The 21,678-nt window shown below is 48.0% G+C and carries 17 protein-coding genes; 9 read left to right on the top strand and 8 right to left on the bottom strand.

Annotated elements, in window-relative coordinates:
* The first annotated feature begins 259 nt into the window (after positions 1–259).
* From Pan161_RS09115 to Pan161_RS09105, 3 genes are all read left to right on the top strand, one after another.
* Positions 260–5,455 carry a PVC-type heme-binding CxxCH protein gene (locus Pan161_RS09115; protein ID WP_145226049.1) on the top strand — a complete coding sequence of 1,732 codons (5,196 nt, stop codon included), beginning with the start codon at positions 260–262 and terminating at the stop codon, positions 5,453–5,455.
* Between the two features lie 486 nt (positions 5,456–5,941).
* Positions 5,942–8,320 (top strand): ABC transporter substrate-binding protein, encoded by a 2,379-nt coding sequence (locus tag Pan161_RS09110; RefSeq protein WP_145226047.1) that lies wholly within the window; start codon positions 5,942–5,944, stop codon positions 8,318–8,320.
* A gap of 418 nt (positions 8,321–8,738) precedes the next feature.
* Positions 8,739–9,938 carry a serine/threonine protein kinase gene (locus Pan161_RS09105; protein ID WP_145226045.1) on the top strand — a complete coding sequence of 400 codons (1,200 nt, stop codon included), beginning with the start codon at positions 8,739–8,741 and terminating at the stop codon, positions 9,936–9,938.
* Positions 9,939–9,992: 54 nt separating this feature from the next.
* Here the strand turns inward: Pan161_RS09105 and Pan161_RS09100 are convergent, their stop codons facing one another.
* The 5 genes from Pan161_RS09100 to Pan161_RS09090 all read right to left on the bottom strand — a co-directional run bounded on the left by Pan161_RS09100 (position 9,993) and on the right by Pan161_RS09090 (position 15,327).
* Positions 9,993–12,914: a serine/threonine-protein kinase gene (locus Pan161_RS09100; RefSeq protein WP_145226043.1), complete on the bottom strand. Its 2,922-nt coding sequence runs from the start codon at positions 12,912–12,914 to the stop codon at positions 9,993–9,995.
* Between the two features lie 54 nt (positions 12,915–12,968).
* Entirely contained in the window at positions 12,969–13,601 is a 633-nt protein-coding gene (locus Pan161_RS09095) for a sigma-70 family RNA polymerase sigma factor (protein ID WP_145226041.1), read from the bottom strand.
* Between the two features lie 198 nt (positions 13,602–13,799).
* Complete coding sequence (locus Pan161_RS30505; RefSeq protein WP_197995792.1) at positions 13,800–13,955, bottom strand: hypothetical protein; 156 nt, start codon at positions 13,953–13,955, stop codon at positions 13,800–13,802.
* A 3-nt stretch (positions 13,956–13,958) separates the two neighbouring features.
* The gene (locus Pan161_RS30500) at positions 13,959–14,132 is read right to left on the bottom strand and encodes a hypothetical protein (RefSeq protein WP_197995791.1); all 174 of its coding nucleotides are present in this window, start codon (positions 14,130–14,132) and stop codon (positions 13,959–13,961) included.
* Positions 14,133–14,352: 220 nt separating this feature from the next.
* Positions 14,353–15,327 (bottom strand): PP2C family protein-serine/threonine phosphatase, encoded by a 975-nt coding sequence (locus tag Pan161_RS09090; protein ID WP_197995790.1) that lies wholly within the window; start codon positions 15,325–15,327, stop codon positions 14,353–14,355.
* A 666-nt stretch (positions 15,328–15,993) separates the two neighbouring features.
* Between Pan161_RS09090 and Pan161_RS09085 the strand changes: the two genes are divergently transcribed.
* The 6 genes from Pan161_RS09085 to Pan161_RS09060 all read left to right on the top strand — a co-directional run bounded on the left by Pan161_RS09085 (position 15,994) and on the right by Pan161_RS09060 (position 19,580).
* Positions 15,994–16,443: a CsbD family protein gene (locus Pan161_RS09085; protein ID WP_145226037.1), complete on the top strand. Its 450-nt coding sequence runs from the start codon at positions 15,994–15,996 to the stop codon at positions 16,441–16,443.
* A 51-nt stretch (positions 16,444–16,494) separates the two neighbouring features.
* Positions 16,495–16,797 carry a DUF883 C-terminal domain-containing protein gene (locus tag Pan161_RS09080; protein ID WP_145226035.1) on the top strand — a complete coding sequence of 101 codons (303 nt, stop codon included), beginning with the start codon at positions 16,495–16,497 and terminating at the stop codon, positions 16,795–16,797.
* Between the two features lie 94 nt (positions 16,798–16,891).
* Positions 16,892–17,389 (top strand): hypothetical protein, encoded by a 498-nt coding sequence (locus Pan161_RS09075; RefSeq protein ID WP_145226033.1) that lies wholly within the window; start codon positions 16,892–16,894, stop codon positions 17,387–17,389.
* Positions 17,390–17,590: 201 nt separating this feature from the next.
* The gene (locus tag Pan161_RS09070; protein WP_145226031.1) at positions 17,591–18,049 is read left to right on the top strand and encodes a phage holin family protein; all 459 of its coding nucleotides are present in this window, start codon (positions 17,591–17,593) and stop codon (positions 18,047–18,049) included.
* Between the two features lie 44 nt (positions 18,050–18,093).
* Complete coding sequence (locus Pan161_RS09065) at positions 18,094–18,309, top strand: hypothetical protein (protein ID WP_145226029.1); 216 nt, start codon at positions 18,094–18,096, stop codon at positions 18,307–18,309.
* A 65-nt stretch (positions 18,310–18,374) separates the two neighbouring features.
* Positions 18,375–19,580: an AI-2E family transporter gene (locus Pan161_RS09060; RefSeq protein ID WP_145226027.1), complete on the top strand. Its 1,206-nt coding sequence runs from the start codon at positions 18,375–18,377 to the stop codon at positions 19,578–19,580.
* A gap of 121 nt (positions 19,581–19,701) precedes the next feature.
* Here Pan161_RS09060 and Pan161_RS09055 read toward each other — a convergent pair whose 3' ends face one another.
* The 3 genes from Pan161_RS09055 to Pan161_RS09045 are packed head-to-tail and all read right to left on the bottom strand — an operon-like array spanning position 19,702 to position 21,666.
* A complete protein-coding gene (locus Pan161_RS09055; protein ID WP_145226025.1) occupies positions 19,702–20,766 on the bottom strand; it encodes an alkaline phosphatase family protein in 1,065 nt (354 codons plus the stop codon).
* Positions 20,767–20,815: 49 nt separating this feature from the next.
* Positions 20,816–21,232: a transposase gene (locus tag Pan161_RS09050; protein ID WP_197995936.1), complete on the bottom strand. Its 417-nt coding sequence runs from the start codon at positions 21,230–21,232 to the stop codon at positions 20,816–20,818.
* Entirely contained in the window at positions 21,229–21,666 is a 438-nt protein-coding gene (locus Pan161_RS09045; protein ID WP_145226021.1) for a transposase, read from the bottom strand. Before Pan161_RS09045 ends, Pan161_RS09050 begins: the two co-directional genes overlap by 4 nt.
* Positions 21,667–21,678 lie beyond the last annotated feature (12 nt).

Genomic DNA, 21,678 nt, shown 5'->3' with positions numbered 1-21,678 from the left:
TAATGGTTTCGTTTTCATCCATTTTAGCAGATTTTTATGAAAATAGGTTAATAATTGGCACGGAATTAGTTTTCATGAAACCGCAATAGAATTCAGGGTTAATGCAGGATTGGGTGGAATTGTATACAATAATGGGTTTGTTCGGTTGACATGCCGTAACCGGACAGCCAGACTGAAAAGAAGAGCGTTTCCTGAAAACTCATCGGCCCCCAGACTCTTTAGTGAGTATGGTAATCTACAATATACCGGAGAATTGCAGATGCTTCTGTCAGTCACAGATGTTTTTCAATCCGCCCGTTCAAACCGGAATCGGATCCGAAGGATCACGATTCTGATAGTGGGCTTTGTCGTTTTTCTGACTTCCTCGCTCAGGGCAGCAGAGAAGACAGTCGAAACAGGTAACCGTCTGGTTTACCTGGATCAGGATGATCCTTATTACGTTTCGCAGCATTTTCCCAAGCTGACGACTCCGCAGTGGTATGGAGATCCTTCCGTCAAAGCGGTCTGTGTGCTTGCCATCGATGACATGCGCGATGTTCAGAAGTACGAAACCTATTTACGACCGATTCTGGAGCGACTCAAAGAAATCAACGGTAACGCGGGCGTCAGTATCATGACCTGTCGCGTGAATCCAGAAGATCCCCATCTCCAGAAATGGATTCAAGAGGGGGTCAGCATTGAGGTGCACACCTATGATCATCCCTGTCCACTTTTGAAAGATCGCGATTTTGAAAAAGCCAAAGGGACGGTGGAACGCTGCGTTGATCTGTTGAACGAGATCCCTCACAGTCAGCCCGTGGCGTATCGGATGCCCTGTTGTGATTCACTGAATACCGTCAGTCCCCGCTTTTTTACCGAGATCTTCAACAGCCAGTCTCCGAAAGGAAACTTCCTGCAGATCGATACTTCGGTATTTCAAGTTTTCACTGACAAAGATCCGGAACTGCCGAAAGAGTATGTTGTCGATCCGGATGGTCAGGGACGCATTGAGAAGTATGTTCCCGTTGATCGGGGTTTTGTGAATACGATATTTGACTATCCCTATCCCTACCCGATTTCGCGGCTGTGCTGGGAATTTTCCTGCGTGACTCCCAGTGACTGGTCAGCCCAGCATCGCCAGAAACCGATGAACCCACTGACGGTGCGTGACTGGACAGCCGTGCTTGATGCGACGGTTGTCAAGCAGGGAACGTTCAATCTGGTCTTTCATCCGCATGGTTGGATCAGTAATGAGCAGGTCATCAAGTTGATCGATCATGCGACAGTGAAACATGGAGCCGCGGTGCAGTTTCTCTCATTTCGTGAAGTGCTGGATCGCATGAACGAGAACCTGCTGGCCGGTCAACCCCTGCGAAATCAGCAGGGGGCTGATAATGGAGTGCGTCTCTTAGACTTGAACAGTGACGGTTTTATGGATGTCGTCATCGGCAATCGGAGCGTGCAGAAAACCCGAATCTGGAATCCGGCTCAAAATAACTGGGTCGAAAGTGAATTCCCGACGCAACTGGTTACTCAGCCTGCTACCGACGGCACACAATCCATTCGCAGCCGCTTTGGGATCTTGAATCATCAGGTGGTGCTGTTCACGCTGACCGCTGATGAATCTAATGCATGGCGTTTCGACGGCAACAGCTGGATCGAAGATAAAATGCTCCTGGCCGGTTTACCCTCAGCAGAAGAGTCATTGTTTATTCAGAAGGAAGGTATCGATCTGGGATTCCGCCTGCGTGATTTGAACCATGATGGTCAGTGCGAGTTGATCATTTCTAATCCACAGCAGCAGGCTGTCTTTACATGGTCTGAGAAGAATTCCCAATGGCAGCGGCTTCCCTGGTCGCTGCCGCAAGAGGCATTCCTGGTTGATGGTAAAGGCCGTGATGCCGGATTGCGGTTTGTGGATATTAATGAGGATGGCTACGAGGATGCGCTCTTTTCCAATGAGAGCCGTTATTCGCTGCATCTGTTTAAATCACTTGAAGAGGGCTGGAGTCAGTTGTTTAACAAGCAGAGAAGTGAGGCTGATGAAGTCCCCGCAATTTCTCGGAATGGTACAAATAACGGTGCCTGGTTCCACTCAAAACATCTCTGGGTTCAAAATGAAGATACAGCCAAGCTGAAGCATCTTGTCGCCGGTAAATCGTATGAAGAATTGATGGAGTTACAGGGACCTCGGCCCAAGTCACCTTCGGCAGCGCTGAAAAGTATTCAAGTCAAACCTGGTTTTCATGTGGAGCTGGTTGCTGCTGAGCCTCTGGTCCAGGATCCGGTGGCTTTTGACTGGGGGCCAGATGGAAAACTCTGGGTCACGGAAATGGCCGACTATCCACTGGGTGTCGATGAAACCGGGGAATTCGCCGGGAGTGTCCGCTATCTGGAAGACACCGATGGTGATGGCAAGTATGACAAATCGACTCTGTTTTTAGAGGGGTTGGGCTATCCTACAGGTATCATGTCCTGGCGTAAGGGAGCGATTGTGACGACGGCTCCCGAAGTATTTTATGCGGAAGATACAGACGGAGATGGGAAAGCGGATCTGCGCGAATCGCTCTATTCCGGCTTTGGTGAAGGGAACCAGCAGCATCGCGTTAACGGACTGCGTTGGGGGCTGGATAACTGGATCTATCTGGCGAATGGTGATTCCGGCGGCAATCTGGTTTCGGTAAAAACGGGTGAGAAGCTGACGTTTGGTCGTCGTGATTTGCGCATCAGACCGGACTCGGGATTAATGGATCCGCAGTCAGGACAGACTCAGTTTGGCCGGGAACGGGATGACTGGGGCAACTGGTTTGGCAGCAACAACAGTAATCCCGCGTTTCATTATGCATTGGCAGATCACTATCTCCGCCGCAATAAAAGTCTGATTGCACCGGATGCCAAGGTCCAGGTTTCGGTCAGACCCGGCGCTGCTACTATTTTTCCTATCAGTCGGACGCAGGTGCGTTTTAATGATTTCAATAAAGTCAATCGCATTACCTCGGCCTGTGGTCTCTGTTTCTATCGGGATGAATTACTGGGACCCGATTTTGTCGGGAATTCGTTTATCTGTGAACCCGTTCATAATCTGGTGCATCGTGAAATCGTTTCTGCTAAAGGGACGACGTTCACCAGCCAGCGGGCAGAAAATGAACAGGATTCTGAGTTCATGGCTTCGACCGATAACTGGTTTCGCCCCACGATGGCACGCACCGGCCCTGATGGGGCGATCTGGGTGGCAGACATGTATCGTCATGTGATTGAACACCCGCAGTGGATTCCGCAGAAAATGCAGGAAAAACTGGATCTGCGTGCCGGGAAAGAGCAGGGGAGAATTTATCGGATCGTGAAAGATGAAACGACCCTGCGTTCTATTCCACGACTGGATCAGATGACGGATTCCAAGCTGGTTCAGCTGCTGGAAAGTCCTAATGGCACACAACGCGACATGGCCCATCAATGGCTCGTCACCAGGAAACAGAAATCTGCTGTACCAGATCTGAAGAAGATGGTATCAAACGGCAAAGCAGCGACGGCCCGTTTGCATGCATTGTGTGCGCTGGACGGGTTAGGTCAGGTTACCGCGGAAGAAGTACTCGCCGCTTTGGCTGACCCCCATCCGGGAGTACGTCGACATGCAATTCGTATTGGTGAACGCTTCGTGAATGATACACCGAAAATCGGCTCAAAGTTACTGAGCATGGTCAACGGTTCCGATCCTCAGGTGCAAATGCAACTTGCCTATTCACTGGGGGAATGGAACTCAGAGGAAGCGGGAGTCGCTTTGGCACGACTGGTATTACCGCATGATCGGGATGTTTATTTGCGGACTGCGATTTTGAGTTCGGCTGGTTCCCACCTGGATTCCTTCACCACCGCGCTCTTTCAGGAATTAAAGGGGAAACAGCCTCCTGCACAGTGCTTTAATGCTCTGGTTGCGATGGCTGTTGCTGAGAATGATCAGAAGACGTTAGCGCGAATCTATGAAATCGTCGGGAAGCGATCTGCCGGGAAATCATTTGAGCCGTGGCAGTTTCAGGCCATCTCCACTCTACTCCAGTCGCTGGGGCGTCGGAATCAGTCTCTTGCACAGTTTTATCAGAAATCCAATCAACAATGGCAGAAGGTACTTGATCAACTGAAACCCCTGTTTGCTGAGGCAAGAACTATCGCTGCGGATGAAACTGCTTCTGTGCAACAGCGCCAGCAGGTAATCCAGCTGCTCGGTCGCGGTTTTACACACCGCGATGAGGATTTTGAACTGCTGGCAGGTCTGCTTTCCCCTCGAAATTCACGTGAACTACAGAGTGCCTCTGTCTCTGCATTGACGCAATTCGGCAATTCACAGACGCCAGAGATTTTACTCGAACGCTGGAGGAGCTTTGGTCCCGGCTTACGAGCGGAAGTCTTGAACGCTCTGCTGAGTCGCAGTGCCTGGAGCCAATCCGTCTTGGCTGCGCTGGAACAGAAAACCATTCTTCCTGCTGAAATAGATGCTTCAAGTCGCCAGCTCCTGCTGAGCAGTAAAGACAGTCAGATTCAAAAGCGGGCAGAACAGCTACTGTCTTCATCCTTGAATTCCAATCGCTTGAAAGTTGTGGAAGAGTATTCAACGGTGCTGGATCTCAAAGGAAATGCAGAGTCGGGACATCAGACCTTTGTCAAACGCTGCTCCGTGTGTCATCAACTGAATCAGGAAGGAAAACCAATCGGTCCGGATTTGTCGGCGCTTACTGATAAGTCACACAGAGCGCTTATCACCGCGATACTGGATCCCAACCGGGCGATTGAAAATAAATATGTGAGCTATCTGGCAGTCACGGTCAACGGACTGACCTATAACGGTCTGCTTGCATCGGAGAGTGGGGAAAGTATTACACTGATTCAAAATGATGGTAAATCAAAAACGCTGTTACGCAACGATCTGGAAGAACTGCTCAGTACCGGAAAATCACTGATGCCGGAAGGATTGGAAAAAGACATGTCTCCGCAGGATCTGGCAGATGTGATTGCCTATCTGAACGCAACCGAATTACCCCGCAAAACGTTTAACGGCAATGAACCTGCTGTCGTGGAAGCGGAAGCACTCAGAGGAGATTATTTTCTGACTCCTCAACTTGCTGAGATTTATGGTCAAACGCTGAAGTTTGAAAACAAATATAAGAATCTGGGGTACTGGCAGAGTGAAAACGACCGCGCCGTCTGGACGATGGAGGTTCCAAAGTCCGGCAAATATGATGTCTACCTGGAATATGCCTGTCCACAGGGAGTCGCCGGTAATCTCATGCAGCTGGAAGTCGCCGGTCAGAGACTGATCTGGTCCGTCGCCGCAACGGGCAGCTGGGATGTTTATCAGAACCGCAAACTCGGGACGCTCAATGTTCCCAGTGGCAAAACGCGTCTGACGGTCCGCAGCGATGGTAAAATTAATAAAGCGCTTCTGGATCTCAAAACAGTCCGGCTCCGGGTTGCCAGTCAATAAGTAATGACTGAGGCATCTCAAGCAGAATACCATCTATTAGCTGTGAATTTGCTCCAGCTTGTGTCTCGCAGGCAGTCTTCTGTAACGGTTATTCTGTTTCTTCAGTTTCCAAAATCCCTGTTTCCCGTGCAGAGAAAACTCTGCTGGTTCCCGAAATAATTGTTGAATAACAGGTGTCAACTCCAACGTTCTGCCGTTATTGGAGGTAGATACAAGAGATGAGAGCGAACATTCCCTGTTCTCATTTAATTTTCATGAATATTCAGGCGAGTTTGAAAAAAAACGATTGCGTAAATATTTTTATGAACGATGATTTTGTATATCAATAAAAGCCTCACTAATATGGCCTTTATTATGTGTTCAATAGAACACAGGTCGTTGATTGAAATGTATATTTCAGTCGTATGAGAGATGCCTGACTGGAAACCTGTATTCCAGGGCTGAAATATTACTCGATTGAGAAAATCGAAATCTGGGAACTGACCCGTGTCGGAAAAAGGTTATCAAGATCCCGTAGATGGTGAAGAAACTGTCGATGAATTTCCCCCCGTCGATCCTGAGCAGGAAGAAACGGTCGATGAAATTCCGCCGATCAACATCAACGAAATTGACAAAACCATGATTGGCGGTGACAGTATCACCGGTAAATCCGCGCCTCATCTGGAAGGGCCTTCCGCAGAGAAAGCGGCCGCCTGGATCGGGAAGAAGCTGGGCAAATATACGATCACCGGTCTCCTGGGGCAGGGGGGGATGGGGGTTGTTTATCAGGCGCATGATACAACGATCGAGCGTGACGTGGCCATCAAACTGTTGCCTGCCGAACTGGCTTCAGACAAGATGATGCTGGATCGGTTTCTGGCAGAGGCCAAAGCCGCCGGTCGCTTAACACATCCTCACGTGGTTTCGATTCATGAAATCAACCAGGAAGGAGACGTCCATTACATCGTGATGGAACTGATGACGGGTGGCAGTACTGATGATCATCTGGAGTCGATCGGTCCTTATTCTCCTCTGGAAGCGTCCCGCATTATCGCAGATGCCTGTGAGGGCTTGATGGTGGCCCATGCATCCGGTCTGGTCCACCGTGATATTAAGCCGGGAAATCTGTTGCAGTCCGCTCATGGCACGATCAAAGTCGCTGATTTTGGTCTGGCGAAACGAATTATTCAACAATCGATGCAGTTGACGCAGGATGGCCAGCTGATCGGGACGCCTTACTTTATGAGTCCCGAGCAATGCGAGTCCAAGCCAGTCGACATGCGAAGCGATATCTACTCTCTGGGGGCGACATATTACACTTTGCTGACAGGAGAGCATCCTTATGAAGATGCTGGCAGCATTGTGCAGATCATGTATGCCCATTGCCATGCGGACATTCTCGATCCCCGCGAGGTGAATTCCAGCATCCCTGATAAATGTGCTGCCATCGTCAGTAAGTCGATGGCCAAAAAACCGGAAGACCGCTATCAGTCTGCCAAAGAAATGTTGCAGGACCTGAAGGCAATCACGGCGAGTGCAGAAAAATATGGTGATACAAAAATATTGAGCAGGGAAGAACTGGAACGAGATCCGGTACCAGCCTCGACAGCTGCTTCCTGGCACGGGACCGTTTTTAAAACAGTCATTTTTCTGGTGACCTTTCTGTTGCTGACTCTGGTTCCATACTATTTCTGGAACAATAATCATCCCCGGAAAGCGACTGAACCGTCTTCTCCGAAACAGCAGGTGGGACCCGCCGCCCAGGGAATCACCAATGATAAAATCATCCTGGCGACTTCAACTGCCATGACCGGTGCCAATAAGGAACTGGGGACCAATATGGTCATGGGGATGCAAGCCTGTTTTAAATCGATCAACGAAGCGGGCGGTATTGGTGGCCGTCAGATTGAGTTGGTTGTGAAAGATGATGGATATGAACCAGACCAGGCGCTGGAGAATATGCACGCATTGTTTGAAAAAGATAAGGTGTTTGCGGTAATTGGCAATGTGGGCACACCGACTGCTCAAATAACGGTGCCTTATGCGAATGAACATCAATATCTGTTCTTTGCACCTTTCAGTGGTGCCCAAAGTTTACGACGCGATCCACCCGACCGCTATGTATTTAATCTTCGCGCCAGTTATGCCGATGAAACTGCAGCGATGGTCAATTATTTTGTTGAGAAGAAGCGGATTGCTCCCGAAAAAATTGCGGTATTTGCTCAAAATGATTCCTTTGGGGATGATGGTTTTGCAGGTGTGGCGAAAGCCCTGGAAAAATACAAAATCCAACCGGAAAATATTTTCAGAGTTGGTTATGAACGGAACACAACGCAAATCTCAGACGCTTTCAAACAGATTGAACAGAATCAGGATCGCATCGAAGCGTTAATTATGGTGGCAACTTATAAGCCGGCAGCGTTAATGGTACAGAAGCTCAAAGATCGTAATCTGAATATTCAGACTGCGGCTGTGTCTTTTGTGGGAAGTGATCTGCTGGCCCAGCAGTTTAAAGAAATGGGGTCTCAATATGCGGAAGGAGTGATTGTGACTCAGGTCGTACCCTACTACCTTTCGAATGCCACGGGAGTATTACGGTATCGTAATGCCATGAAAAAGTTCTACCCCCTTTCCAAGCCGGGTTTTGTTTCTCTGGAAGGGTTCATTGCGGCTGAATGTCTGGTGGAAGGCTTAAAAGGTCTGGAACAATCCGGCAAAGCCCTGACCACAGAAAATCTGATCAACGCCCTTGAACAGATTAACGGATTGGATCTGGGGATCGGCCCGATTATTAATTTCGGTCCCTCACGACATCAGGCTTCTAATCGCGTGTGGGGAACGATCCTGAATCAAAAAGCCCAGTACAAAGAACTGGAGATGCAGTAAGGCGTATCTGAATGGATCGCAGTCTGCTGTCTTGTGTTGAATCGTTCACTGGCATCCCTTTATTAAAAATCAATAAAAATGCCGGTAGCTTACCTGAAAGCACTTTCGTTATAGAGATGCGGGCCCGTTTGATTATTACCAGCCTTCCAGCGATTGTAGATCGTAAGTCTTGCTGATGAAACCAGATGGGGCCACTTGAAGCCAGCTCAGGTATCTGTGTTATCCGATCTGCTGAAACTGTTGTTATTCGCTTTCGTTCCAAGATGATCCGGTTGATCTGAAGAGTAACTGTCCCTGAGAACGCTGTTGTCAATGAAGATGACAGCACTACGAGACTGTTGTAAGGGGAAGAAAGTTAAAGTTACGATGGTGAACCGGGCACAATCCAGCTGACTTCAGAATTCCTTGAGGGGGCAACATGCATTCTGAAACATCATCTGGGATTATCGATCGACCGGAAGCCACTTCCGAGCGAATGACACTAGAGGTTCTGGCCTCCCGGTTTGTAGAAGAGCATCGCCGCTGGCTGAATCCATCTATTGAAGCATATGCAAACGCCTGTCCGGAATATGCTGACGAAATTCGTGAAAGTTTCCCTGTCCTGATTGCGATGGAAGAGTGGAAAACGAATCAGGAATTCACCAGGTTGAGGAAACAGATTCCCGCTGATTTCATGATTTCCCAGTTAGGGAACTGTCGCATATTGAAAGAAATCAGCCGCAACCGTACTTCAATCCTCTATGCCGCTGTGCAAGGCCCACACAAACGAAAGGTCGCTGTCAGACTTTTACCCTGGAAGTCTGAATGTTCTCTTCGTCTACATGAGCGTTTTCTTCGTGAAGCCTGTCTGGTCTTTCGACTCAGGCATCCGAATATTATTTCAGTTGAGAGCACTGAGGCAGCTCAGGGTTATGCTTATGCAGTCATGCAACTGGTTCCAGGAATCAGTCTGGATCAGGTTCTGCGAGGTCTGACGCAGAAGCAAACAGGAACTGTATACCAGGATCAATTTGAACCGCAGGTCGGTTATCTGTTTGAGGAACAACTTCCTCAAGTGCTGGAAGTATTCAGGCAGAATTATTGGCGGTCGATTGCCACGTTGGGATTGCAAGCAGCCAATGCACTGCGATTTGCTCATAGCCGTGGCACATTGCATTGTGATTTGAGACCGGGCAATTTTATTCTGAACCAGGATGGACACTGCTGGCTGACAGGTTTCTGTTTACCACAACATCTGGAAGGAACATTCAGGCAGCAGAGGGTTCAGTCTCTATTGAATCAGCCTCCAGAACGTATCCAGGGTGATGTGGATGAACGCAGCGATCTCTATTCCCTGGGATGTGTTCTTTATGAACTTGCTACGCTCTCTCCGATATTTAAGGACAAGAGTTCCAACGCTCTCGTCGAGCAAATTCTCAGCGGGAGTTATACACGTCCACGCGAAATCAACAGAGAGATTCCAGCTGCGCTGGAAAATATCATTATCGGCTGCCTTGATCGATCAAAGCAGAACCGCTATCAGTCGGCCGATGAACTGAGTGTCTCTCTGGTCCGTTTTCTGAACAGCCGTGCGGTCAAATCTCGTATGAATTCAGAATCGAATGGTTGTGGGAAATGACCCGACTTCAGGAAAAGTAAAATCGGTGCGTCTATTCGACTGATTTGAAATGAGTCAACGATTGTTAAACCGGGGAGGACCAGGTCTGTCTGGTCCCCGGGGAGGACGCCTGCCATGCTGAGGTCGCGGGCCTCCATGTGGCGGCGGGGGATGTTCATTTGACATGCGATGAACGGCGTTAGGAAATTTCCGTTTATATTCTCCCATGAGTTGATCGTATTTATCCCACATCAGCCAACTGTCAACTTCATTGCCGACATGGTGGTAGATTCGGGCAAGTTCTTCCATTGAACCTAAGAGAACGCTATGGATATTGTATGAGTCTGGATCTGTTTTTAGTTCAGCCTGCAACGTTTTAATTGCGCTTTCCAGCAGGCTGATGGCTTCGGTTTCACTTCCTTTTTTATACAGAATCTCAGCCAGTCCGTTTTCAAACTTGGCTTTCCAGATTCGGTGTTCTGGTGCCTCCGGGAACTGAATAATAAGTTCTTTCTGCAATCGGAGGGCGGTACGGAGGGAGAGTTCGGCGGTATCGTGGCGTGTCCGAATTTCGTTTGAGCCCCCTTGTTGCGTGGTCATTTTATCCAGACCATGTGCCAGCTTGTTATGTGCGTGAATCAGGGAAATCTTATATTCTGGAATTGTGGGATAATCTGAGACCAGGCGGCTGGCATGCTGGATCGCTTTTTCCAGGCGCTCGATGACAGATTCATCGATTTCTGCCGGATTTAAACGACGGATATCGAGACGTCCAAACGATTTCACGATAGCCTGACGATAGTCTGCAACATGGGGGTGCTCTTGAACCAGCGTTTCCAGAATCTCAAAAGCGCGGGCCTGTTTGCCTTTTTCACCTGGAGAGCGTACATAATCGGCGGGAAGCTGTTCCTGCAGGCAAAGCGCGAGTAAATAGCGATATTCCGGATTGGTCTGATCTGACTCAATCAAAGCTTCCAGAATTTCAATGGCTTGCTGAAGTTGTGTGCGTTCTTCCTCTGACGGGACGAATCTGCCGGATGGAGACTGCAAGCGTATGTCAGAGGTCATGTTCCCTAGTTGATCCGGATGAAACTGAATGGCTTTCAGGAAAAAAGTCCGTGCCAGTTCAAACTGAAGATCTGCCTGCTTCAGGTCAGAAGCAAGATTTGCCTGCAGCAGTTTTTCTGCACGCCCATGTGCTTCAGTGGCTTCACTGTGTTGACTTAGGTAGCGGTAAATGCGACCGATTTCATTATATAAGGTAGCGATGGTCAACGCATTCGATTCACCAGTATTCTGCTGATAAAGATTGAGTGATTTCTGATAAGCTGTCAGAGCAGAATTGAAATCTCCCAGTCGGCGATGAATATCTCCCACTTTACGTTGTGCGTTCGCAGCTTTGTTTTGAAACTCCTCCTGCTCACCAGTTGATTCCGCCAGCTTCGTATAGAACTGAACCATGCCTGCCAGCAGGTCTGCTGATTCACGTGAGAGCACCGGCTCCGCATAGCCGTCTCCGGCACCGGAAATCTCTGGTGTATGCAATCTTGAGGGGACAAAGCGGTCAAAGACACGATCCAGGGCATTTGTCGCCAGTTGGGCAGATGATTCTGCCCGCTTTCGTTCCCGCCGTTCCCTGTCAAATCCCACAGCCATGGAAATTCCCAGAGCCAGCATCAACATTAATGCAAGTCCTGACAGAGACGCGACTGCAGGATTGCGGCAGCTCCAACGCCACAGATATTCGATTGGCGATATGCGCTTTGCCCGGATAGGACGATTTTCCAGAAACCGGTTCAGGTCTTCTCCAAGTTCACTGGCTGACTGATATCTGTGTTTCGTATCGGGAGTAATGGCTTTAAGGATGATGGTTTCCAGATCGCGTGGAATGCGCGGATTGATTCGCCTCAGAGAGGTGATCGTGCCATGAGTGATTTGTTCAATCATGGCATGCCGGCTGGTCCTTTCAATGGCATAACGTTTCGTTAAAAGCTCATAGAGCGTGATTCCCAGTCCATAGATATCACTCTGTCGGCAGGTCTCTCCCCGAAACATTTCCGGAGCCATATATCCCAGCGTTCCCACGATATCGGTTGACTTACTGACGTCGCTCTGTTCGGCGGCACGTGCCAGTCCAAAGTCTGTGATACATAATAGCCCTTCGCGGTCGAGGAGCAGGTTACCTGGTTTAATGTCGCGATGCAGAATACCCCGGTCGTGTGCATATTGCAGGGCATTTGCCGCTTGAATTCCTAATGTCGCAATCTTGTAAGGCGAATTGACAAACTTTTCAAATTCTGCCGAATGAAGGTGTTCTGCAGCAGGTTGATCGTCGGATCGATTTTCGTCACCAGGTTCAAAGGGAGTATAGACAGTATCACTACCGGTCTCTGTTTCAGAAACCGGTTTCATTTTTTTTACTTTAACATGACTGTCCACAGCGGTAGCGACGATTTTCTGTGTCAGTTCATCCAGCCCCACACCTTCTATCAACTGCATCACATAGTAGTGGAAGTTTCCGTTTTCACCCACACCGAATACCGGAACAATATTCGTGTGATGCAGGGACGCGGTCAGTTCTGCCTCTCTGCGAAATCGTTTCAATTGTTTGTTATCGAGCAACGAATGTCGTGGCAGCAGTTTTAATGCGACACGACGATTGAGCGATTCCTGTATTGCTTCGTAAACGACACCCATGCCACCGCGACCGATTTCCCGGACAATCTTAAAATCCCCAAGTTGTTCTGGTGCACTGGCACCCAGTGAGACTTTTCCCTGTGCCTGAGCGGCATGTTTTCCACCTTCCAAGGCAACTATCGCGGGAAAGATTTCTTCGATTTCCCTGGCCAGATCGGGATAACGGTCTGCATAATCAGAGATTTCCGGTTTTTCGCCCTGACGAATATTAGCAATAAATTCGTCAGCGATCTGATCCAGATCAGGGGCTGCCGGTGGTGTCAGATTTTTGATCGATTGAGGGGAATCGGGTGATAACATTAACTGTTGTCCTGACGATTTCGATCTGTAAAGAAATACGCTTCAATGAAGGTTTTACTCTATAATACCAGGGATCTGGACCAGAATGGAGCGTAATCTGGTCAGAGCACGAAAATATCGCATACTGGCTGTTTTGGGTTCAATTTCCAGAACTTCTGATGCTTCAAGATTGGATAGTTCTTCAAAATGCCTCAGGACCAGAATTTCTCGATCAATCTCATTTAATGTTTCCAGAGCTTCCCGCAGCTGAATCGCCAGTTCTTCCTTAAGGGCCGCCTGACTGGGTGAAGTCATGTCACCTAGAAGGACATTCGCAATCTGAAAGGAAGTTGAGGCTGAAAAAACGCGACGCTTTGCTTTTACTTCACGACGCACATCTCGCTTTTGAGCACCCAGATGTCGTCGATGTACGTCAATCATAGTCTGTCCGACGATCGTTCGCAGCCAGATAAAAAACGTGGTCGCCGGATCATTCAGATAATGTTCGATCCGAGTGGACGCGTCAAGATACGCTTCCTGTAGTATGTCATCCGCATCGACGCGCCCCAGCAGGCGTGTATCCAGTCGAAAATTGATGATACGCCACAGACGGTCCCGGTAGCGGTTATATTCGTCCGCAAGCACCCCCTCCGGATTCTCTCGTAACCGGTTGAGAAAAATCTCAGGGTCTTCGTACTCATCAAACAATCAACAAATCTCCCAGTCGTTATAGAGTCGAGTTCATAACTCGCGTCAGGTATCCAGAATCATCCGGAGCAGTCTGAAGTGATTGTACCCGATTGCCTGTAATTTCGACAAGTCGTGCTGTTCAAGCGTGATTTCAGCCCCGGTCACGCTCGACAGATCTCAATATTCTGCAACATGTTAATGAGAGGTTACTCATCTCTACGTTTTTACTGCTGTTAGTGACGGATCTACCTCAAAAAACAGAGTCTGAATATTCACATTCAGACCATCCAGCCACTCTCGATTGTGGAATTCATAATCGGTAAACAATCGAGACGCCGTCAGTTCCTTGTCCAGCGATCGTAGACCGACCACCAGTCATTCCATACCAGAGAGATTCAACTGGCCGAACAGATCGAGTCGATTAGCCCACTTGGTGACATTTGTTCCAGAACGATTATTAAAATAATTGTGGAACGCCAGACCGCGCCTGTAAGCAGAGCGATTCCCATTCAGGAAATCGATATCCAGTTCGCCAGCCTTTCGAATCACTGAAGTCCGGATTCAAAGCGATCTGGAAGAGCAAATACTATGTCCGTGAATCTAAGTCACTTGCCTGGAATCTTAATTAATAGAGGCTGAAATCCAGCAGTAGTGGGTTTCGCCTCGTCAATCTCGAAAAGTGTGTTACATGCCACAACTGTCATGTGCATCGAAGTCAATCTGCCAGACGAAGCCAGATGAAATGAGCGGGAAACGATGCTCCATTCCCTCACAGGACCTGATCCTGTTGTTTAACCCGATCATGGTTTGTTTCCGGTTTCTGACTGTTGTCTTTATCAGTAGAGTCAACGGAATGCTCTGGTGTTCCGGTATCGGCATCGAGAGATACAGTCAGAGAGACATCCTGATCACCCAGATCCAGAAACCTGGCGACAACTGCTGTGATATTATCTGTCCCGCCCTGAGCTATTGCCTGATTCACGAGGCGAATGCAAGTTTCATCAGCCATCAAGTCCTTGCCGAGAATTTCGGCGATAATCAGATCGGGAAGTTCTCTGGTTAAACCATCAGTGCATAAGAGCAATGTGTCTCCCACCCGTATCTCTGTTTTGACGATTTCAGGATTTAATGCGCTGTCTTCATTGCCCCCGATAGAATTGACCAGTAGTTCCTGCCAGATCTCCGGAACATCATCGACATCCAATGCGCCGCTGGTTATCAGTCGTTCTGCAAAACTGTGATCTCTCGTTAATTGATGCAGTTGTGAGTTTCGATACAGATAACAGCGACTGTGACCGGCATGCACGAGATACAACTGAGGCCAGGTCAGATAAGCGAGTGTTAAAGTCGTTTCCATCCCCGAGCGTTCCGGGTGATCCTGAATATCGTGCTCCAGTCGCTCCTGACAGAGTTCGAAGGCAGTTAAGAATTCTCGATACAATTCTGCGTCTGTATCCTCGTTGCATCGCAGAAACCATTCCATTTCATTCAGAAGATACCTTGAAATACAGTCTGTCACCAGACGACTTGCCAGGTCCCCAGAGTTAGACTGACCTACACCATCAGCTACCATCAGCAGTTTTGCCTGCGAGCTACCATACAGTCTGGAATTATGATCCAGGCTCAGACTGCTTGAATGAATTCGCATTGATTTTTCCAAATCGGCAATCAGAAATTGATCCTGATTGACGGCATGTCGTGCGCCACTGCGAGATAGACCATAACAGTCCATTTTTCCAGTCATTGTTAATTCTCCTCTGTTGTGGCATGCCCCTTGATTCAAAAGCCTCATCTCTCAAGTGAATTCGTCGGGCATGTCTGGTGCAGCTAACTTGAGAAACAGTTTCTCAGAAAAACCTCGCATGACAGCGGCCCGTCAATGAGTGCCAAAACAAAGTGTGATTTACGTATCTGACACAGTCCTGTTTCTGGAGAGAAGACGCATTTTGTATTCCGCTTTTCCTGAGTTCTCAGGTCTGCAAAAAAACAGGGGAGAACGGTACTAATATGTAACCTGTTGGCAGTATTGACACTTCAACATCTATTGCGATTGATGTCAGGGATCGAATTTCTGTCGAATCACTCACATTTAAAATCCGTTTTCAAAAGAAGACTGCGATTTTCTATCACGAGCGAATGATTTTGATCGAAAGCGAGTCAGTCTGGCACACTGGCGACCGCTCAAAAATGAAAAATCCGGCCCCAATCTGGCTCCAGATTAAATATTTAAAACTGATAAAAATGTAACTTCGGACTGTGTAAGAAGGGTTTTTATGTGATTTTAACCTGTTTGATCCAAGGGACGGGTAGTAGAAAGACAAAGTGGCATACGACTTGCAATTTAGTTTTATTAACGTTCAGCGTTTCAAATTAAGTTAAGTAATCCAACTGATAAGATAAGGAGAGGAAAATGACCACTCGAGAAGAACTTCGCGGTCACTGGAATGAAATTCGGGGGCGTATTGAGGAAAAATGGAGCCAGCTCAGTTCGAGTGATCTAGATGGACTGGAAGGCAAGACGGATCAACTTGTTGGGAAGATTCAGCAGAAAACAGGTGAAACAAGAAGCGACATCCAACGAGAACTCGATTCCATGGTTGAAAGTCTTTCCCATTCGGCATCATCGATGGCGGGAAAGGTCGGAGAAACGTTCAACGAAGCTGTCAAAAACTCGAGAGAACAGTTCTCACATGCTTCAGAAGCGGCGCGAGAGCAATATGAGCAGGTGAATCAGACTGTTCAAAAAGGGTATCGAGAAGCAGAGCAGACCGTTCGTAAGCATCCTGCCGAGTCAGTGGCAGTTGCCTTTGGTACTGGTTTGATCGCAGGTGTGATTGTAAGCCTGGTCTGGCGTCGCTAATTCATAATTAAATAGCAAATAGTCAAATCTGAATCTAACAGGGAGTGAAACATGATTCATCAATACGAAGATCTGGAAAAACACATTGTACCTGCCTCGCATGATCAGGTTAAGAAGTCTGTAACTTCTAAATCTTCTCAGGTAAGTCATTATGTGGAAGAGGAACCGGTCAAATCAGTACTGATTAGCCTGGGAGTCGGAATAGGAGCAGGGCTGTTATTAGGGTCAATGTTTCGTGGGTCATCAAGATACTTTACACGCGATGAAGCCTTTATGGACCGCGTGGGAAACAGCGTCCGTGATTCTCTGTCTGAGATTGTGCCAGCCTCTCTGAGAAAGCATTTTCGTTCCTGATTCGCTTTCAGTCTAAGTGACATCAGTACGATCCAGCGTTGAACAGATTAGCAATTAACGGGACGATATAAATTATCAGACAGGAGCCAAAAAAGTGGCCAGTCAGCCTGAAAACAATCGAGCAGAAGAGATTCGCCGTACCATGCATGAAATCCGGCGGGAGCTGGACGATGATGTTTATCATATTAAGCAATCTGCTTCGAAACTTACTGACTGGCAATATTATATCAGGCATTATCCCTGGGCCTGCGTCGGCGCTGCTGCTGCTTTTGGTTTTCTTATCGTCCCCAGGAAGTTAAAGGTTAGTAATCCTTACACTGAAGAGCTGTTAAAGCTGGCTAAAAAGAAACGTCTGGTAATCAATAAAGAAGCTGAAGATGCTGACGATGATGCGAAAACAGGGGTTGTCAGAACAGCATTTACATTTTTATCCGGACTTGCGATGCGGGCTGCAGCCGCACAAGTCGCCAGACATTTGACATCCATATTAAGTCAGGAGCAGAGAGGGAGTGGTGTGTCAGGCGCTACAGCTTATGATACAGGTTCTACTTCTTCTAACTCGTATGAGAATCAGCTCGACCGGAGATTTTAATAACATGTACCATGGTCAAATTCAAAACAGAAAACATGCAAATCAGATGGCAGAGGGAATCTCTCAGCCTGAACGTGCCCCAAACGAAATTAGTCCGATGTCTCTCATTACGCAATGGAAAGAGCATTTGCGAGAGGAGATCTGTAATCAGCCAGGCGAGGCTCTGAAGTTCAGTTTGTTGGCAGGATTATTTGCAGGTTGGTGGGTGAAACGATGATAGGGCAAAATGGAACATTTCAGTCAGAATCTAAGCCTGACATGAGAGGTGACCTGGGAGACTTGGGAGCAGATCTGCTGGCGCTCGGAGAGTTACAGGTTGAATTACTCTCAGTTGATACGCGAGATGCGATGCGGGAGTCGGTAATACCTGTAGTTTTTATGGCGCTGGGGTTGGGTTTGTGTATTGGCGCGTTTCCAGTATTACTGCTGGCTTGCTCGTGGTGGCTCAGTAATACTTTTGAGTTTACACTGGCATCTTCCATGCTGACCGTAGCAGTATCAGGCTTGTGCATTGCTGCCGGTTTATTATTTTATGCCTGGAGGGGTTTGCTTAAAAGCTTAAGTATAGTGCAACGCTCCGGAAGGGAATTACGCAGTAATATCCAATGGATTAAAACGATCATTTCTCAAAAGCATCGTAATCGGCAAAATGCTGTCTGACATGCGTGCTCACAATTTTAAACTAGGTATTTGAAAGGAAATCAATGATGAATATGAATGCTACTACTTCTCAACATGCCCAATCAACGGGCCAGTCAACAGAAAACTATGCTACGTCCGCCGGAGTTGCTGAACAGCTGCAACCGGTAGATGATCTGGTCGACTATGTTTCCACATATGCTAAGCAGAATCCTGGGACAGCTGCTCTCTGGTGTTTTGGAATTGGATTTATCGTGGGTTGGAAATTAAAACCCTGGTAAGAATTCATCAGTGTATCAGGGGGGGAACTCTCTGCTTTGATGCTTGCCCGTAAGGAGAATTGCCCATGTCCCTGACTACGTCCTCTCAAGAACCTGATTGCCAGACCAAGCGTGGTGAATCTCAGGTGAACGATGACACTGATACTGATCCGTCGAGTTCTCAGATACAAGAGCAGCTCAGGGAAGAACAAGCTGTGTCTGCTCTTGTTTTGATGGACAAGATCAAAAATAGAAACTACGGGCGGGTCTCTCTGGCCATTCTGGCAACATTAGGCGTGGTACACGCTTTGTATTTTGCTCGGGCTATTCTTATTCCCATCGCCCTGGCGATTGTTCTATTCTTTCTTCTGGCACCATTAGTTCGATTTCTGACACGGATCACTCCCATACCTGAGTGGCTTGCTGCTGCGATCGTTGTACTCTCCCTCACTTTTTCCCTTGGTTTTATGAGTTATGTACTGGCGTCTCCAGTATCTGATTGGCTGTCGAGTGCTCCAGCCACATTTAGAAAAGCAGAGCAGAAGCTGCGTTTTATCATCGACCCGGTAGATAAAATCGATCAGGCTTCCTCTCAGGTTTCTGATATTGCTTCGGGAAAAGAAAAAGACGATGTAGTCAAGGTCTCAATTCAACAGCCCCCGGTAACCAGTTACCTCTTGAGCTCAACTGTTAATTTTCTGGCGGGTGTTACCATCACCGTGGTTCTGGTCTATCTTCTACTGGCGATGGGGCATCGGACCTTGAATTCCGTTGTCGAATTAATGCCGACCCTCGAAGATAAACGAGGCCTCGTGACGATGATTCGTAACGTAGAGCTCGGTATTTCCCGGTATCTGGTGACCATTACAGCAATCAATATTTGTCTGGGTATTATCATCGGAACTGTGATGTGGTTGCTTGGGCTCCCCGATCCCATCCTTCTGGGGATCATGGCAGCCACTCTCAATTTCATACCATTTGTGGGAGCATTTATTGGTGCAGCAGTTACTTTTTTGATCGGGATTGTCTATTTGAATACGCCAGCAGAAGCCATTATTGGGCCGTTGATGTATATCGTGATTAACACCTTGGAAGGGAATGTATTTACGCCCATGATTTTAGGGCGTTCGATGAAGCTTAACCCGGCACTGGTATTTATCTGTATTATTTTCTGGGGTTGGGCCTGGGGAGTCGGTGGTATTCTACTGGCTGTTCCCCTGATCGGTATGGTCAAGATCTCTTGTGATCATTTTAAATCTCTGCAGCCTGTCGCCCGCATTCTGTCCGGTTAAGCTGCCCGGCTTGAACTGTATCCTCTACAACTACTGACACCTCAACTGATGATGTCGCCTCACGTTTTATTAAACCCGGTCCCTATGTCTCTGGAGACGCTACAGTAAAACTGGACACAGCCTAGCCGTTCATAGGAGTGTTAATCGCACTGTCGCCAGGCTGGCGTGATGGTTTCAGTCCCAGCAACTGCAGGCAGATCGGCGTCATATCGATAATACGAGGTGCAGCCGGCAACGCGAAATTAACTGGCAGTCCCGCTGCGATCAGGGGGGCAGTTGAATCTAAGAAATGCAGCGAACCGTGTGACCCCTCAGGGTTACACTTAATGCCCGGTAGGCAGAATTCTTTACCCAGGCGGGCAGTCACCCAGATATTCCCGGTCTTTTCAGAAAAGCCAGTTGCGATTCGTTCAAATGCATTGGGGTAATCACCAAATTCAATTTGATGATCTGATGTAACACTTGCATCAACGGCATTTAAATCACCGTCCCAGATCCAGCCCGTTCCATAGATATCGCGGGCATGACCATTTGAGTCTGGAGCCGGTTTAAACACCAGATTTCCACGATCCTGAGTATGGACATAAAACGCTGGCTGATCTGTGCCATTCAATCCACTGTCATGATCACACCACAGAACCTGATCAATCTCCGGACAATTTAACAGACAGTCAATCACCGAATGTCGACGCTGCCATAATTCCGGTTGCATATAGATTTGCGCGGATCGCATATTCGGGCAGACCATTAAATCTTCAGAGCTATTCCAGGGTTTCCCCGCTTCTACGACCTGGAACTGCTCGAGTACTTCATTTAAATCGATTCCTGGATCATCATCCAGATCACTCTGTGAATGGTCTCCTGTAATCAGGATGACATGCTTCTCCAGAAACTGGTCAATGCCGCCGAGGATTTCTATCAGTTTTCCCAGGTGAGTGTCGACTGCCTGCAGAGTCGAAACCGCGTTTTCTGGTCCTTCTGAATGGCTGTCAAAATCATTGTTGGGAAAATAAGCCAGGGTAAAATCGGGTAGACAGTTCTGCTCAGCCATCCCCAGTAGATAGTCGGCCGTGGTATCATCGTGGAAGCCGAATCTTCTCATTACTCCACCTCGTGCCGAAAGGGTATTGCCGTAGAGCGGCGTCGAAACAAATTCGCCCAGAAACATGGTATGCGGCCCGGTCATCGATTCCGCCAGTTTCACCCCGGGAGTCAGGTTCAGGAGCAGTGGAGTACTAGAGGTGGTCCGAAAACCGTTTAATAATGGTGAACAGGCAGGCCAGCTTTACAAAGCCTGTGTAAAGGTGATTGTGGTACTCCCATCGTGTCACCACTCGCCGATAATTATGTAACCAGGAGATCGTCCTCTCAACAATCCAACGTCGCTTGTAACGTCGGAGCTTGCGACCATCTTGGCTTTTCTGCTTTCGGTTTTTGATGTCCCGGTGGGGACAAATAAAATCGATATTCTGCTCAGCCAAACAGTCTCGCAATTTTTGTGAATCTCCCGCTTTATCGTAAATCAATCGCTGAGGATGTCGTTTTTTCAATGTCATTTTTGCAATCAACGGTTCGACCAGAATTGCTTCATTACGGTTGGCTGATTCCGTCTCGACTGCTAGGGGAATCCCCTGGGCGTCCACGCAAATCATAATCTTAGTTCCTTTGCCACGGCGTGTCGGTCCAACCTGTTTACCCCTTTTTTTGCCGAAGCAAATGTGCCATCGGCAAAGGTTTCTGTCAGGTCTAATATCTCCGATTCTTCCAAGGCTCTCAATAATCGTTCTAATGCTTGATCGAACAGACCTGACTCCGACCATTCCTTCAAACGGTCGTGACAGGTCGATTTTGGAGGATACCTCTCTGGTAAATCTTTCCAGCGGGCTCCTGTCCGAAGTATCCACATTATACCATTGAAACAGGCTCTGGGTTTTGCTTTGGGACGTCCACCCTGGGGCGCCGGAGGTTCCCAAGGGAATAAATCCTCAATTAAACTCCATTGTTTATCGGTTAATTCTACAGTTGGGTCCGTCCTGGATCCCGTGTCGACGAGCCGGCTTAGCTCTGTACGGGATCGTGTGGGCATGATAAAGCCTCC

Origin of the sequence: Gimesia algae, from assembly GCF_007746795.1 — a bacterium.
In the GTDB taxonomy this organism is placed as follows: Bacteria; Planctomycetota; Planctomycetia; order Planctomycetales; family Planctomycetaceae; genus Gimesia; species Gimesia algae.
Note: the sequence above shows the minus strand (reverse complement) of the source record. Positions and strands in the feature narration are given on the sequence as shown.

What these genes read in the sequence shown, in the direction of transcription:
- Pan161_RS09055 (WP_145226025.1), bottom strand. Translation starts at nt 20,766, where the DNA reads ATGACCGGGCCGCATACCATGTTTCTGGGCGAATTTGTTTCGACGCCG.
- Pan161_RS09115 (WP_145226049.1), top strand. Translation starts at nt 260, where the DNA reads ATGCTTCTGTCAGTCACAGATGTTTTTCAATCCGCCCGTTCAAACCGG.
- Pan161_RS09065 (WP_145226029.1), top strand. Translation starts at nt 18,094, where the DNA reads ATGATGAATATGAATGCTACTACTTCTCAACATGCCCAATCAACGGGC.
- Pan161_RS09105 (WP_145226045.1), top strand. Translation starts at nt 8,739, where the DNA reads ATGCATTCTGAAACATCATCTGGGATTATCGATCGACCGGAAGCCACT.
- Pan161_RS09045 (WP_145226021.1), bottom strand. Translation starts at nt 21,666, where the DNA reads ATGCCCACACGATCCCGTACAGAGCTAAGCCGGCTCGTCGACACGGGA.
- Pan161_RS09080 (WP_145226035.1), top strand. Translation starts at nt 16,495, where the DNA reads ATGATTCATCAATACGAAGATCTGGAAAAACACATTGTACCTGCCTCG.
- Pan161_RS09050 (WP_197995936.1), bottom strand. Translation starts at nt 21,232, where the DNA reads ATGATTTGCGTGGACGCCCAGGGGATTCCCCTAGCAGTCGAGACGGAA.
- Pan161_RS09090 (WP_197995790.1), bottom strand. Translation starts at nt 15,327, where the DNA reads ATGACTGGAAAAATGGACTGTTATGGTCTATCTCGCAGTGGCGCACGA.
- Pan161_RS09100 (WP_145226043.1), bottom strand. Translation starts at nt 12,914, where the DNA reads ATGTTATCACCCGATTCCCCTCAATCGATCAAAAATCTGACACCACCG.
- Pan161_RS09085 (WP_145226037.1), top strand. Translation starts at nt 15,994, where the DNA reads ATGACCACTCGAGAAGAACTTCGCGGTCACTGGAATGAAATTCGGGGG.
- Pan161_RS09060 (WP_145226027.1), top strand. Translation starts at nt 18,375, where the DNA reads ATGTCCCTGACTACGTCCTCTCAAGAACCTGATTGCCAGACCAAGCGT.